This is a genomic window from Eubacterium xylanophilum ATCC 35991 (assembly GCF_000518685.1).
Classification (GTDB): domain Bacteria; phylum Bacillota; class Clostridia; order Lachnospirales; family Lachnospiraceae; genus Eubacterium_F; species Eubacterium_F xylanophilum.
On the sequence record NZ_JAEB01000010.1, the window covers coordinates 105,912 to 120,729 of the forward strand.

Sequence of the window (14,818 nt, forward strand, 5' to 3'; positions counted from 1 at the left end):
ATTTATAGTAAGATTTTGTTTGTTTTTTAAACGAAAGGAGACATATAAATGAAGCAAACCAAAAATAATTTATCAATCATCGCATTTTTCCTACTTTTATTGACATTTTCACTTACAGTAAATATCAATAATATAAGTGCTAAAACACCGAACAAATGGAAAAATGCAAAAACTTTCAGTAAGATAATTAACGGAAGCACCTTCAAAGGAAAAATGAATGAGAGCGACAAGACATGCTGGATCACCGATATCTCAATAGGTTCTAATAAGGACAAAACCTTCAAAGTTCCGGGGAAGATAGACGGCATGAAAGTAGTTGAGTTAGGTGGTATGGAGACGGAAGATTTTTCTGCAAATATGTTTGGAATTATAGCGGAAATTGCCCATGGTTGCTCGGCTTCCGATGAAACTACAAATCATATTACCAAGATAATTTTGCCCGATAGTATATATAAAATTTATTATACTTCATTTAGCGGGCTTAATATCAAATCCATAAACCTTCCAAAGAATCTTAAAGAATTAGAGGGATGTACTTTTTATGGGTGCAATAAATTGACAAAAGTTAATATTTCAACAAAGCTCAAAAAGATTGCAGGGGACTGCTTCAACAGATGCCCTAAATTAAAAACTATTAATATTTCTAAAAATAATAAATATTTAAAGATAAAAAATAAGTGCATTATTGACAAAAAAGGAAATTTAATTGTCATATTTAATAAGAGCAAAAAAATAGTGGTACCGAAGGGTGTGAAATACTTGACTCCATGTGTGTTTGAAAGGCTAAAATGTACTTCTGTTACACTCCCTTCAACACTCAAAAATATTTACTGTTCAGGGCTAAATAGTTATACAATAAAAAAAGTAAAATTATCAAAAAATAACAAATATCTTAAAAGAGACAAACAGACAATATACCGAACAAAAGACAAATCTCTTGCAGTAATTATTTGTCCAAAAGGCGGCACATATAAAATGTCCAATCATGTAAAAAAAATGGTAGACGACTATAGTGTTATTGCTGGTTCCGATGATGGGGTGGACTGGGAGCCGGGTCGTTTTGACGATGCTGTATTATCAAAGAATCTCAAGACGTCAACACTTCATGGCTTTGGTTGGGATGCGTGCTGTCATAAAGTTACTTTTACTGCAAAGAAACCTCCTGTATTAAGCGGTTCCGAAGACGGCTTCACTCCAATACCTATTTTCAGAGAAATAGCCGTCCCAAAAGAATCTATTAAATTGTACAAGAAATGGTATAAAAGATATGACGCACTGAATTATGTTGATAAATGGTATAAGATTTAATTGCAAATTTTCGGCGTCATTTTTTCGTAGGTTGAAAGCTGAGTGGCGGGCACTACATGCGCTTGCTATCCCCAGAGCAATATGTTAAAATTATTAGTAAGTTTTTGTTTGTTTCTTAAACAGAAAGGAGAAACACTATGGGGATAGAATTAAGTAAAATGCCAAAGCTTGGCTTTGGTCTGATGCGACTTCCGGAAAAGGATGGAGAAGTTGACATTCAACAGGTGAGCCAGATGGTTGATAAGTATTTGGAGGCAGGATTGAATTACTTGGATACTGCATATATTTATCACGGCGGAAAGTCAGAAGTAGCCGCAAGAGAGGCTCTTGTGAAGAGACATAATAGGGATGAATTTATGCTAGCGACGAAGTTGCCGGCATGGGAGATTAAGAAGGCGGAGGATGTAGAGCGAATATTTAACGAACAGCTTGAGAGAACTGGAGTTGATTTCTTTGATTTTTATTTGCTTCATTCGATTGAAGAGGGTGGAAATATTGACAACTATGAGAAATATGATTGCTTCAATTGGGCACTGAAGAAGAAGGAAGAGGGAAAGATTAAGCACTTTGGCTTTTCATTCCACGGAAGTCCAGAGCTTCTTGAGGAGGTCCTCGATGGACATCCGGAGGTGGAATTTGTTCAGATTCAGTATAATTACTTGGATAGAACGAATCCGGTTGTGCGATCTCAAAGATTGTACGATATATTAGTCAAGAGAAATATTCCGATTATCGTCATGGAGCCGGTTAGAGGAGGAATGCTGGCGGAGATGGATCCGGAGATAGAGGCATCATATAAGAAGATGCGACCAAATGATTCGATTGCCTCTTGGGCTCTTCGTTTTGTGGCATCACAGCCCGGAATTATGACGGTTCTCTCTGGAATGTCCAACACAGAGCAGATGGAGGATAATCTCAAAACATTTACGAATTTTGAACCGATAACAGATGAGGAATTGAAGCTTATCGATGAAGCTACTGAGAAGATATTAAGTGTGCCACAGATTGGCTGTACAGCTTGTAAGTATTGCTGTGATGGGTGCCCATCCAAGATTAGTATTCCGGATGTATTTAGATCAATTAATACATTGAGACGTTATCCGGATGATTGGAGATCCAAAAACTTTTACAATGTTCTCACAGAGAGAAGTGGAAAAGCTTCGGATTGTATAGCCTGTGGTCAGTGCGAGAGCGTGTGTCCACAACATCTTCCTATAATTGACTTGATGAAGGAGGCAGCTGAGATTTTGGACGCATAGAACCGCTACAAAGTATGGGAGGTGGTTTGATGAGAGTTTTCAGAAATGTTCTGTGGCTGATTATGTCATTTTGTCTGGTGTTTGGAGCTGACAGTTTAGTGCGGGGGACAGTCGGATTTGGCTGCCCGGTGCTTGAGGCCAAGACTGATGAATCCCAAGATGTCAAGATTACACTAAATAAGGCAGATCAATATGAGTTTGATACAATCCGCGAGAAGAGGAAACTCCTTGAAAAAGCGGAGTCTTTTCCTGAGCGACTTGATATGAGGGAAAAGGGACTTGTTACGCCGGTGAAGTCTCAACTTCCGTTCGGCACTTGTTGGGGGTTTGCAGCTATCGCTGCGGCGGAGACGAGCATTCTTGGATCAGGTCTGGCAGAAAAAGAAGGTCTAGATGCCAGCTCACTTGATCTCTCTGAAAAACATTTGGCTTACTTTGCATCAACTTTTTTGGACGATCCCTCAAGCCCTCAGTACGGTGAGGGGGATCATCATAAAGAGGGGGTCTCGGTAACGGATCGCCTAGATTTTGGGGGGACTCCTGTCCTTGCGACCAATGCATTTGCATCGGGACATGGTCCGGTTTATGAAGCTAAATCAGAAGCCTACAAATACAAAGGTGCGGCAGGAAGAATAGACAAGCAATACTTCGACGGAGGATTTAATAACTACTGTTATAGCGCGGATGACGACTGGTCGATTGACAGTAGTTTGCGATTTGCTCAGTCTTATATACTCGAGGAATCGTTTGTTTTGCCTTCTCCGGCTAGTGAGGACAAGCTTGGGGATTATGCATATAATCCCGCCGGAACTGCGGCCATCAAGGAACAGCTTATGGCTAAAAGGGGTGTTGAGATTGCGTTTCATGCGGATTCCAATAATCCAAATCAAGATTTGAAGAAAGAGGGCATGTATATTTCAAAGAATTGGGCTCATTATACATGGAGAAAGGAAAGGGCAAACCACGCGGTGGAGATTATAGGATGGGACGACAATTATCCTAGAGAGAATTTTGTCGAGGGACACCAACCATCTTGCGATTTGTTCCCCGATGGAGTTCACGAAGGTGCGACCAATGGTGGTAACGGTGCCTGGCTCGTCAAGAATAGTTGGGGATCGGCAGAAGAAGAGTTTCCCAATAAAGGCAGGGGCGATTGGGGACTTTTAAATGGTCAAGATAAGGGAGTTTACAACGAAGAGACAGGCAAATATGAGTACAAAGCCAGCCAAGATTCCGTTCACACGGGATATTTTTGGATATCATATTATGACCAATCATTGAATCTTCCTGAGGCACTCTCTTTTGATAAGGCCAATCAGGAAAGTGGTTATTATCTGGATGAGCACGACTTTATGCAGGTGACAGATATGATGGACACTAAATTACTTGAGGAGAGTAAGATGGCCAATGTTTTCAAGGCAGAGGTCAGTCAACAACTCAACGAAGTATCTTGTCAAACGGTTACGCCTAATACTCATGTTAAATACGAGATTTACATTCTCCACGATGGGTTCAAAAACCCGGAGGATGGAGTCCTTGTGGGAACAATGGAAGATGACTATAGGTACGGAGGGTTTCATAAAAAAGCTGTAAAAGTTTCGAACAACATAGGAATAGATAAGATTATACTTCAGAGGGGGCAGTATTATTCGATTGTAGTTACTCAGAAGACACCAAGTGGTGATTACTCCATAAATATGCCTATCGGATATGGAGATGACGGTTATTATAGTACTTATAGTGTAGGCATTATTAATGAGGACGAGAGTTTTATAATGCGCGATGGCAGGTGGGAAGACTATTCTAAGAGCCAATATAAGGAAGAGGTTGCCAGTGAGATTGGATTGGATAATCCGGCATTTGACAATTTCCCAATCAAGGGCTTTTGTACACAGGTTTTGGGTGAAGACTATGACTTGGAGATGATTATATCCGGCGATCGAGATCCGTACATATTTAGGGATAAGACATTCTCATGTAAAATAAAATTGACAGGGGGCAATAAAGCGGAATTCCCTCAAGGTGCACAGATTAAGTGGGCACTTGAAAAGGGCGGTGAAGAACTGCTTGATATTGAGCCAAATGAGGAAAAGGATTGCTCAGAGGTAAAACTGACTCCGAAGTCTGAAGGAAAGACATATCTCACGGCTTCGGTGGATGGAATAGGAACTTCGGTATATCCTTTAACAATTTCAAGAGTCGGTATTGGATGGTGCGGAATTAAGAAAAGTTCATATACTGAGCTTGGCAAATTATGGCCCTACACAGGTGAGTCAATAGAGCCAGAGGTCGAGGCAAAAGCGAATTTGCTTTCTCCTACGACGCTTGAATATGGCAAAGAATATACAGTTGAGTATGTCGACAATGTTAAGTGTGGAGTTGCAAATGCAGTTGTAAAAGCTGCAGGAGAGCTGGATTTAAACTCAACACGAGTTGTAGAATTTGTAATCATTCCGGTAAAAGCAGAGATAATAAAGCTCACAGAGGAGCCGGGACAGATATCTGTGACTGTAAAGGATCAAAGTGAATCGGGAATAACCGGCTATGATGTTAAGTACCGCGAGAAGGGAAGCGAGGAGTGGTTATCTAAGAAGTTTAGCGCGGAGAATACTGTGCTGGTTTTGGATGATTTGGCAGCAGGCAAGGAATATGAAGTAAAAGTTTCCGCTTATGTTGATATTCCGGAAGAAAAACTAGTATGGTATATATATGATAATTATTATGGTGAAGAGAGCGAGACATTGACTAGTAAGACAATTGAAGCTATATCTTCCACGCCGGCGCCAACAGTGGCACCGACAGCAAAGCCAATACCAACGGTAAAGCCAACAGTGGCACCGACAGCAAAGCCTACGCCGACAGTAAAGCCAACGCCGACGGTAAAGCCAACGCCAACGGTAAAGCCAACACCGACGCCGACAGCAAAGCCAATACCAACGGTAAAGCCGACACCGACGGCAAAGCCTACGCCGACAGCAAAGCCAATACCGACAGCAAAGCCGATGCCGACGGCAAAGCCAACGCCGACGGCAAAGCTGACGCCAACAGCAAAGCCAATACCGACGGCAAAGCCTACGCCGACGGCAAAGCCGACGCCAACAGCAAAGCCAGTGAATACGGCTGCTCCAATTGTAAAAGAGAAGAGCAAGAACAAAAAAACAAATCTTGTAGCGCTGCTTAATAAAGGTCTCAAAGCATCACTGAAGGGCAGAAAACTCCGTGTCAGATGGGGAATTGTCAAGGACGCTAGCAGATATGAGATTTGGGTTAGATACAAGGGAGAGAAGCGTTTTAGAAGAGCCAAAAGGATTAAAGCTAAGAGAGTAAGATTCGCCACGATTACGAAGATTAAAGGCAAAAGAATCAAGAAGAATAAAAGGATTTATGTGAGAGTAGTTGCGAAACGAGGCAAGAAGACTCTTGCCAGAAGTAGATTATTAAGGGTGCCAGGCTAATATAGCCTGGCATTTTTGGGGAGCATATTGCTAGTCATAAGACATTAAAGGAATCGCATATTGCTGGTCTTACTCCCTACGGTCGTAAGACAATAATTGGAAACGCATACTGCTGGTCTTACTCACGTTGTTCGTAAGACAATAATTTTTTTAAATTAACTGTTTACAACAGAGAAATGTTGTGTTATAATACACTTAACAATTGAACATTTGGCAAAGCAGGAGAAATCCTGTGACGCAAAGCTATAGGGACTGTAAAATGTCAGCCAGTTGCAATTATTATGTACACGCTAGTGCTGTTAACCAGTCAGTGTGTTTTTTTTATGTTAGAGGAAAATATATGATACTGTCAGCGAAGTGTAAATCAAGGATGAATTGCACTGTATGAGTCAAAGGAGGGAAACATATGAGAGGATTAAGAACACTTTTAGTAATTATGCTTTCATTGAGTTTGACAATGAGTTTTTGTGTATCTGATGGAGTTCTTCTGGCGAAGAAATCAGCTAAAGCTAGCGTAAGCAAGAAGAGTAAGAAGAGTAAGAAAAGTAAAAAACGCAAGAATAGTAAGGCAAGTAAAAAAAGTAAGAAAAAGGCAGGGGAAAAAGTTACCACCAAAAAGGTAACAATGATAATTGGCGAGGATTATACAGCTAGTGTTGACAAGGCTTCAAAGTACAGCTGGTCATCCTCAAATGGCAAAATTGTGAGCGTTAAGAAGGGTGTTATGAAAGCGAAGAAAGCTGGCGATGCGGAGGTGACAGGAAAGTGGGGAAAGAAGACAGTGATCTTCAAAGTCACAGTATATGGAGTAAGCATTAGTAAGCTCGCAATCAATGTGGAGGATAGAGACGACCTTGATAAGGCAGGAAACTTGGTGCTTTATCTTGGAAATGATGATGACGACGATGATGAAGATGATAGCGTATTGGAAGAGGATGATGAAGAAGGCAGTGATGATGCAGATGATGAAGATGATGCAGATGATGAATATGAAGAAGATGATGATGATGAAGTCGATGAAGAGGGTGCGGATTATGGACTTTCTGTATCATTCACAGCAAAACTTAAGGGTAAGAAGATTAGTAATGCTAAAGCTATTAAGTATTCATCGGGCGTAGATTGGTCAAGTTCAAATAAAAAAGTTGTTACAGTGAATGGCAAGGGAGAACTCACTATTGTTGGTAAGGGCTCGGCATTTATTACCGCGGAGATAGGAAAGAAGAAAGCTAAGCTCAAGGTTATTGTTTCCGAGGATATGGAAGAGGACAACAGTCCAGACGAGCCAGATGACGAAGACGAGAGTGATGAGTAATATTTTTGCTTACGCCAGGTACACACGTGCCAGATTTTCATATAGCAAATGCTGACGGTTAATGTGGAAGGTCCGGGTGAGATTGTCTCACCCGGGTTTTTCACGTCTAGAGCCCCTAGTAATTAAAGTGGCAAAAACTCTTAAGGTCCCCTTGAGATTTGAGCAGAAATGGGATAAAATAGAATAAAGAAATGAAAAAGGGGTTTTGCTTTTGGATATTAAGTTTTTAGGAAAAAAAGAGCGAGATAAAGTGGGCGATATGGAAAAATGTTCCGAAAAAAAGGGACTTACGTCAGTTCAGCTGATTCCGCTTGGATTTTTAGGAATTATATTGCTCGGTGCGTTGTTGCTAATGCTTCCCATATCCTCGGCAAGTGGACAGTGGACATCCTTTTTGACGGCACTATTTACCGCAACAACAAGCGTATGTGTTACCGGAGGTGTTGTGGTTCCCACATATTTATACTGGAGCTTGTTTGGCAAGATTGTGATTCTCTTGCTCATTCAGTTGGGTGGACTTGGAATTGTAGCAGTGAGTATGATTATTATTTTTTGTACCAAAAAGAGGATTTCTGTCAAGAACCGATTGGTATTGAGAGATGCATATGATCTGGAGAGTCTAAAGAATGTTACGTCATTTTTCCACGAGGTCATACTGGGAACTTGGATTGTGGAGTTGTTGGGAACAGCCTTTTATGCCATTAGATTTATTCCCAAGTATGGAATTGTCAGGGGAGCTTGGTATTCTCTCTTTACATCGATTTCTGCTTTTTGTAATGCGGGAATAGATATACTTGGGCCAGATAGTCTAATCGGTTTTAATCAAGATTATCTGGTTATGTGTACAACTATGGGATTGATAATCTTGGGTGGTTTGGGCTATGTTGTTTGGTACGATATAAGGCTTACATTAACCAAATCTTATAGAAGATTTCTGGGATATGAGAGAACTAAGAGGCGGTTTGGAGAGCATACGAGACTTGTCTTGATTTTGACCATTGGGTTGATATTAGGTGGCGCTTTGTGCTTCTTCATCTTGGAATATTCTAATCCTGAGACAATTGGTGGTATGTCTACAAATGATAAAATCATGAATAGCATTTTTCAATCTGTCACTTGTAGAACCGCCGGATTTACGACTATTTCTCAAAAAGGACTTTCTGAGAGCAGTGCTCTGTTTGGAGATGTTTTGATGTTTATAGGGGGATCGCCGGTTGGAACTGCAGGAGGAGTTAAGACAGTTACGGTTTTTGTACTTTGTCTCAACTTTGTTTCATTTATCAGAAATCGCAATGAGGCGGTTGTTTTTGGCAAGAAAATATCTCAGGAGCAGATTCGCAAAGCTGCGGCAATATTTGCTCTTAATTTATTTTTGGTAGTGTCTATTTCCATACTGGTATCTGCAATTGATGGAATAAATGTTGTGGATGCAGTTTATGAGACAGTTAGCTCTATATCAACTGTGGGATTGAGTCGAGATGTGACAGCGTCTCTCAGTAGTTTGACACAGATTATCATCATTATAGCGATGTTTTTGGGAAGAGTAGGACCTATTTCCATGGCTTTGTTGTTTGCTAGTCCTGGTACAGGGAAAAACCAAGTTAAGTTCGCCAGTGGACGTTTTTACATAGGATAAGAGGAGGAAGATATGAAAGAGAAGACATATGCAATACTAGGTCTTGGCGGTTATGGAATGAAGCTTGCAGAGGCGGTTAGAAAGACTGGAGCAGAGACCATAGTGGCAGATTCAGATTCTGTAATAATTGAGAAAAATGCGCATCGTTTTACTTATGCTGTTTCTCTCGACATGAGAAGTATTGATGCCCTGTCGGAGATTGGGCTTGAGAATGCAGATATAGCAGTTGTAGATCGCGGTGGAAATCTAGAAGAGTCGATTATGTGTGTTATTGCAGCAAAAAATGCGGGCATTTCCAGTATTATTGCAACAGCTCCAAACTCTACAACTAAGGATATTCTAATAAAGATGGGAGCAACAGAAGTGGTTATTCCAGAGGAAGAGGCAGCTCTGAGAATGGCGAGAACACTCATATCTGAAGACTTTATGGAGTATATAGATATCGGTGAGGGTCTTTGTGTTATTCGTGTTTTTCCGCTCAAACCATGGATTGGTAAAAAGATTAAGGACCTTCAGCTTCGAAAGACGTATAATGCCAATATTATTGCAATTATGGGAGAAGAGGGGATGACTTGTAGATTTCAAACAGACACTGTATTGACAAAGGATACGGCTATGTATATTTCGATTAATAAGAAGGATGTCATGAATTTTGTATCTTGATAATTATACTACAGCAAAGGAGCGTGTGATTTATGAAAGTTTTAAAATACGGTAATACCAATACATTTTACATAGAGGGAACTAATGGCGGTATGCTGATTGATACTGACTATGCAGGTACTATATCCAACTTTTTTAAAGCTATTAAGCAGGAGAAGATAGATATTGCTGATATACAATATATGTTGGCAACTCACTATCATCCGGATCATATCGGCATCATGGGAGAACTTCAAAAACTGGGCGTAAAGCTTGTTGTGGTTGATGTGCAGTTTGATTACATACATGCTTCGGATGAGGTGTTTATACAGGATAAGAAGTTATACTATAGGATTATCGACGATGAAAAAGTCAGGATAGTATCTATAGAAGAGAGCAGAGAATACCTTCACAAGAGGGGATTTGAGGGAGAAATCATTCACACTCCAAGTCATAGCGCAGACAGCATATCTCTGATTCTTGATGATGGTTCTTGTTTTGTAGGAGATTTGGAGCCGAGAGATAATCTGGCATCCTATGATGATGAATCACTGATAGTTGACGGAAGAGAGGCAGAAAGGATTAAAGCAATTAGGGCGGATTGGAAGTTGGTAGAAAGCTATAATCCTAAAAAAATATACTATGGACATAGATTGTCTTACGACCGCAGGGAGTAAGACCAGCAATATGCGATTATTGTCTTACGACCGTAGGGAGTAAGACTAGCGATATGCGTTTCCAAAAAAAGAAAAAAGGAGCCATTTAGTTGTGGCTCCTTTGAGTTTTATAAAATTATTTTGCAAGTTCGAAATCTTGCTTGCCGTGTTTACACAGAGGACAAACCCAATCATCAGGGAGCTCTTCAAATGGAACTCCTTCCTTGGCTTCATCATATGTATATCCACAAATCTTGCAAACCCATACCTTGCCGGTGCTCTCCACCTTTTTGTTGGATGGCTTAACATTGGCATGATAAAATGCATATGTCATAGATGGCTTATCAGAGAGGACCTGGCCATCAACTACTTTTGCTATGAAAAGCATGTGGGAGCCAAGATCAACAGTCTGCTCAACTTCGAGTTCTAAGTAGGCGTTACATCCTTTTTTTATGTATGGAATTCCGCTTGTGGCGAATCCGAAGTCTTCAGAGGTTAAGTCCGCAAATTTGAAAACATCCTTGCCACTTTGAAAACCAAATCGCTTAAAAAGATCGAAGTTTGCACTCTCATCTATAAAAGAAACCACGAATTTTCCGGTTTCTTCAATCATCTGTTCCGTAAAATTTTGTTTGTTGACTGTGACAGATACTCTGTTTGGCTCGCTGGTCTGCTGGATAGCAGTATTAATAATACAGCCGTTTAATTTGTCTGTCTTGGCAGTTAGGACATATAATCCATAACTGAGTTTAAACATAATTGAATTATCCATAAGCAATACCTCCTATTACCTCTAATTATATCATGCTGGAGCTTGAGATTTCAACTAAAGGTTTGGTTTTTGTTGAAATGAAATCGTATTTGGGGTATAATAAGTTGTGACTAACAAGCAAGGAGGGATGAAGATGAGTACACAGAATCAATCGAGATCAAAGTACAAAACTAAGCAAAGAGATGTTATTCTCAGCTATTTGAAGACTGTTCCCGGACAGCATATCACGGCAAGTGACGCCTGTCTTTATTTTAAGGAGCAGGGGATTGCTATAGGACAATCCACGATTTATAGACAGTTGGAAAACTTGGTGGATGAGGGAATTCTCAATAAATATATTATAGATGCCAACACACCTGCGTGTTTTGAGTATATCCAGAGGGAGGAACATTGTGATCATGATGTATGCTTTCACTGCAAATGTGAGAAATGTGGTAAGCTCATCCACATGCACTGCGATGAATTAAAGGAAATCGGAGAACATCTGATGAGTCATCATGAATTTAAGCTAGATCCAAAGAGAACAGTATTTTATGGGGTTTGTGAGGATTGTAGGTGATTAGATGGACATAAAGAATATGGAGATTTTTGAAAATGCGCTGCTAAATCGAGTTGTAGTAACGGCGCTAATCATCATCTGCGCCATAATTGTTTGGATAGTTGTGAAGAAAGTTGTGAGTATTTACAATGACAAGAGGCAGGGAGATGATGCTGACAAGACAGCGACAAGCCTTAAGTTGGTCATATCGGATGTCATAAAGGTTTTTGTTGTGTCGATAATTGTATTGACCATCCTTCAGGTAAATGGTGTCAATGTTACGTCCCTTATTGCCGGATTCGGAGTAGTCAGTGCAGTAGTAGGTTTGGCACTTCAGGATTTTTTCAAGGATATTATCATGGGAATCCATATTTTGCTGGATGATTTTTACAAGGTGGGAGATGTGATTCAATACGGCGAGGATTATGGGATTATAGTATCATTCAATCTGAGGACTACCAAGCTTGAGAGCATTCGCAATGGCAATATAACCACTTTATGTAATCGCAATATTGTTGAAGCGATAAAATGTTCCGCGGAACTTCACTTTACACTTCCAATGCCCTATGAACTGTCTGTGGGGGAAATCGGAAAGTTGATGAAGAAGTTTACAGTGGCAGCAGAGAGTAGTGAAGTTATAGAAGAATGCATATATCAGGGAATATCCGAATTGAGTAATTCAAATGTGGCATGTAAAGTTAAACTTATTACAGTTGGGCCGGAAGCTATGTATCAAGCCAGAAGAGATGCAAACATGGCATATTATAAGATTATGCAGGAGGCCGGCATAGATGTTCCATTTGATCAGATAGATGTTCACGTTCATTGAGGGTGATGGATTGATGAAAGAGAAAAAATTTTTTAGAGTAGGTTGGATAGCTTTGGTTACAATGCTACTTGCTGTCGGAATATTTTTCTGTGGTAATGGGCGAATAGAAGCGAAGCAGAAGTTTTTTACGATAACAAAGCACAGCAAACCCTATGCCGGGATGTATTTGAAGTCGAAGGTCTATAATAGATATACTAGAGATTACCTTCTAATCAAGTCATATCTTGTGGCTTTGTCAAAACGCGGTGGAGGCAAACTTAGAATTAAGCGTGGCCGCTACAATATCAGTAATGCTTTGGCGATTCCATCTAATACTACTATTATCCTGGAGAATGGTGTTAGGCTCAAAAAAACATCAAAGTCAGGTGTCAAGGGCATGCCGCCCGGACATATTTTGTTTGAGTGTGTCAGGGATTCTAGGCTGAAGAAGAAGAGAATTCTTAGGCGTTATGGCGGGGAAAAGAATATTTCAATTGTTGCACAGGGTGATGTGCGTGTATATCTTCAAAATTGCAATGGTGGCCAGGGAGTGAGATTGCCACATTGCCAAAATATAAGTATATCCAATATCAAGTTTAAGAATCTCAGAGATGGCCACTTTATTGAAGTTGTCGGATCGAAGAATGTGAATATAACCGGATGTACATTTGAGAGAAATAAAGGCGGGAAGCGATGCGCAATTAATATTGATACACCAGATAAGCTGACAGGGGGATTTGGTGGCGAGTATTCGAAGTTTGATAAGACTCCGGTTAGAAACATTGTAATAAGAGATTGTAATTTTCTAAATAATTACAGGGCGATAGATACACATAAGTTTTCTCCGGGAAAATATCATAAGAATATAATTATAGAGAGATGCAATTTTTCGGGGAATATACTCAGTCCGGTGAAAATGCTGAATTGGAGAAATGTTACTATCAAAAGCTGTAACTTCAATGATGTGAGAGGATGCAAGTATGGCGACAATAAGAGTGAAAAGTTTGGTATCTATGTGGCCGGAGGGTGTGCTAACTTTGACATTCAAGAGAATTGTTTCAATGGTGTATTTGTTCCATTTTTTGCCAAGGGTGGTCAGCTTCAGAAGTATGGTGGTAAAGTGATTCAGTCCAATAATAACATATCAAATAAGACAATTAATATGATTAAGAATAACATAATTGGCAGTGGTGTTATGAAAAATTACTTTATCATTAGTAAACCAGGAGTAACATATATAAGCAACAAAGAGAAAAACTATAATAAGTATTATTTCAACATTTAATACGTATTTCTGGAGGAAGAATAGATGATTATTAATACAATTTACGGCTTGGTAATCCCATTTATAGGAACGGCAGCAGGTGCAGGTTGTGTGTTCTTTATGAGACATAACATGAGTAAGCTGCTTGAACGCGGTCTCATGGGATTTGCCAGCGGAGTTATGGTAGCTGCGTCCGTGTGGAGTTTGCTTATTCCCGCCATGGAGTTGTCAGAGGGAATGGGGAAACTTGCATTTGTTCCTGCATTCATAGGATTTTGGCTTGGAATATTATTCCTACTTTTACTTGATACAGTTATTCCCCATCTCCACATCAATGCGGAGAAAGCAGAGGGACCCGATAAAAAACTCAAGAAAAATACCATGTTACTCTTGGCAGTGACACTTCACAATATCCCGGAGGGCATGGCAGTTGGAGTGGTTTATGCGGGTATGTTATCGGGGACCAGCAATATCACCGTGGGAACAGCATTGGCGCTGTCCATAGGTATTGCCATACAGAATTTCCCTGAGGGAGCTATAATCTCTATGCCGCTTAAGGCGGGGGGAAGAGGAAAGTGGAGAGCATTTCGCGATGGTGCCCTTTCTGGTGTGGTTGAGCCTATAGGAGCGATATTGACTATCTTATTTGCCGGATTAATTGTTCCTGCGATGCCATATCTACTGAGTTTTGCCGCGGGTGCAATGCTTTATGTAGTTGTAGAGGAGCTTATTCCTGAGATGTCAGAGGGAGAGCATTCCAATATCGGTGTTGTTATGTTTGCGCTTGGATTCACAGTGATGATGGCACTTGACGTTGCATTGGGTTAAGAATTTAGAAATAAAGGGGCTGTCGCACTAAGACAGCCTAAAAACAGGAAGAGTCCAACCGACTCGAGACGCAATGCATGCGCATTGAAGTCTCTCTCTGGTTGGCCTCTTCCTGTTTTATGTTTGCGCGCCATGGGCGCGCTCTAACGGGTGCAAGTCCCGAACACGCCCAGATAGTGGGAAGTGTATAGCTGAACAGCAAGGGTGTCCATCGTGAGGTGGAATCTGAAGGAAGCTGCAAGCAAATCTCTGGTCCGACGGACAGAAATCACATATAAGGCTAGGCTACGAGAGATAAGTTGGCATAAAACAACGAAGTCTAATAACTATCACATTTGTA

General features: G+C 40.5%; 12 protein-coding genes and 1 riboswitch. Of the genes, 11 read left to right on the plus strand and 1 reads right to left on the minus strand.

Translation table 11 applies throughout. From position 1 onward, the window contains the following. Positions 1 to 48: 48 nt before the first annotated feature. The 7 genes from L877_RS0102510 to L877_RS11840 all read left to right on the plus strand — a co-directional run bounded on the left by L877_RS0102510 (position 49) and on the right by L877_RS11840 (position 10,289). Complete coding sequence (locus tag L877_RS0102510; protein ID WP_026834753.1) at positions 49 to 1,308, plus strand: leucine-rich repeat domain-containing protein; 1,260 nt, start codon at positions 49 to 51, stop codon at positions 1,306 to 1,308. Between the two features lie 137 nt (positions 1,309 to 1,445). Then, entirely contained in the window at positions 1,446 to 2,567 is a 1,122-nt protein-coding gene (locus L877_RS0102515) for an aldo/keto reductase (RefSeq protein WP_156922963.1), read from the plus strand. Between the two features lie 29 nt (positions 2,568 to 2,596). Next, complete coding sequence (locus tag L877_RS0102520) at positions 2,597 to 6,022, plus strand: lectin like domain-containing protein (protein ID WP_026834755.1); 3,426 nt, start codon at positions 2,597 to 2,599, stop codon at positions 6,020 to 6,022. A 202-nt stretch (positions 6,023 to 6,224) separates the two neighbouring features. After that, positions 6,225 to 6,300: riboswitch (cyclic di-GMP riboswitch) on the plus strand. Between the two features lie 128 nt (positions 6,301 to 6,428). After that, the gene (locus L877_RS11825) at positions 6,429 to 7,334 is read left to right on the plus strand and encodes a hypothetical protein (protein WP_034784880.1); all 906 of its coding nucleotides are present in this window, start codon (positions 6,429 to 6,431) and stop codon (positions 7,332 to 7,334) included. 211 nt (positions 7,335 to 7,545) lie between these two features. Continuing rightward, a complete protein-coding gene (locus L877_RS11830) occupies positions 7,546 to 8,970 on the plus strand; it encodes a potassium transporter TrkG (protein WP_051437623.1) in 1,425 nt (474 codons plus the stop codon). 12 nt (positions 8,971 to 8,982) lie between these two features. Next, positions 8,983 to 9,633: a potassium channel family protein gene (locus L877_RS11835; RefSeq protein WP_051437624.1), complete on the plus strand. Its 651-nt coding sequence runs from the start codon at positions 8,983 to 8,985 to the stop codon at positions 9,631 to 9,633. 32 nt (positions 9,634 to 9,665) lie between these two features. Next, a complete protein-coding gene (locus L877_RS11840; protein WP_051437625.1) occupies positions 9,666 to 10,289 on the plus strand; it encodes an MBL fold metallo-hydrolase in 624 nt (207 codons plus the stop codon). 115 nt (positions 10,290 to 10,404) lie between these two features. Here L877_RS11840 and L877_RS0102545 read toward each other — a convergent pair whose 3' ends face one another. After that, entirely contained in the window at positions 10,405 to 11,040 is a 636-nt protein-coding gene (locus tag L877_RS0102545; RefSeq protein WP_026834756.1) for a flavin reductase, read from the minus strand. A gap of 133 nt (positions 11,041 to 11,173) precedes the next feature. Here L877_RS0102545 and L877_RS0102550 point away from each other — a divergent pair, with 133 nt between their 5' ends. Genes L877_RS0102550 through L877_RS0102565 form a run of 4 tightly spaced genes read left to right on the plus strand, consistent with a single transcriptional unit; the run spans position 11,174 to position 14,478 of the window. Then, positions 11,174 to 11,599 (plus strand): Fur family transcriptional regulator, encoded by a 426-nt coding sequence (locus L877_RS0102550; protein WP_034784882.1) that lies wholly within the window; start codon positions 11,174 to 11,176, stop codon positions 11,597 to 11,599. Between the two features lie 4 nt (positions 11,600 to 11,603). Then, positions 11,604 to 12,407, plus strand: coding sequence for a mechanosensitive ion channel family protein (locus L877_RS0102555; RefSeq protein ID WP_026834758.1), 804 nt, complete (start codon positions 11,604 to 11,606; stop codon positions 12,405 to 12,407). Between the two features lie 13 nt (positions 12,408 to 12,420). Beyond that, the gene (locus L877_RS0102560) at positions 12,421 to 13,671 is read left to right on the plus strand and encodes a glycoside hydrolase family protein (protein WP_156922964.1); all 1,251 of its coding nucleotides are present in this window, start codon (positions 12,421 to 12,423) and stop codon (positions 13,669 to 13,671) included. 24 nt (positions 13,672 to 13,695) lie between these two features. Next, the gene (locus tag L877_RS0102565) at positions 13,696 to 14,478 is read left to right on the plus strand and encodes a ZIP family metal transporter (protein ID WP_026834760.1); all 783 of its coding nucleotides are present in this window, start codon (positions 13,696 to 13,698) and stop codon (positions 14,476 to 14,478) included. Positions 14,479 to 14,818: the final 340 nt, after the last annotated feature.

What these genes read in the sequence shown, in the direction of transcription:
- L877_RS11825 (WP_034784880.1), top strand. Translation starts at nt 6,429, where the DNA reads ATGAGAGGATTAAGAACACTTTTAGTAATTATGCTTTCATTGAGTTTG.
- L877_RS11835 (WP_051437624.1), top strand. Translation starts at nt 8,983, where the DNA reads ATGAAAGAGAAGACATATGCAATACTAGGTCTTGGCGGTTATGGAATG.
- L877_RS11840 (WP_051437625.1), top strand. Translation starts at nt 9,666, where the DNA reads ATGAAAGTTTTAAAATACGGTAATACCAATACATTTTACATAGAGGGA.
- L877_RS0102550 (WP_034784882.1), top strand. Translation starts at nt 11,174, where the DNA reads ATGAGTACACAGAATCAATCGAGATCAAAGTACAAAACTAAGCAAAGA.
- L877_RS0102515 (WP_156922963.1), top strand. Translation starts at nt 1,446, where the DNA reads ATGGGGATAGAATTAAGTAAAATGCCAAAGCTTGGCTTTGGTCTGATG.
- L877_RS0102560 (WP_156922964.1), top strand. Translation starts at nt 12,421, where the DNA reads ATGAAAGAGAAAAAATTTTTTAGAGTAGGTTGGATAGCTTTGGTTACA.
- L877_RS0102510 (WP_026834753.1), top strand. Translation starts at nt 49, where the DNA reads ATGAAGCAAACCAAAAATAATTTATCAATCATCGCATTTTTCCTACTT.
- L877_RS0102565 (WP_026834760.1), top strand. Translation starts at nt 13,696, where the DNA reads ATGATTATTAATACAATTTACGGCTTGGTAATCCCATTTATAGGAACG.
- L877_RS0102520 (WP_026834755.1), top strand. Translation starts at nt 2,597, where the DNA reads ATGAGAGTTTTCAGAAATGTTCTGTGGCTGATTATGTCATTTTGTCTG.
- L877_RS0102545 (WP_026834756.1), bottom strand. Translation starts at nt 11,040, where the DNA reads ATGGATAATTCAATTATGTTTAAACTCAGTTATGGATTATATGTCCTA.
- L877_RS0102555 (WP_026834758.1), top strand. Translation starts at nt 11,604, where the DNA reads ATGGACATAAAGAATATGGAGATTTTTGAAAATGCGCTGCTAAATCGA.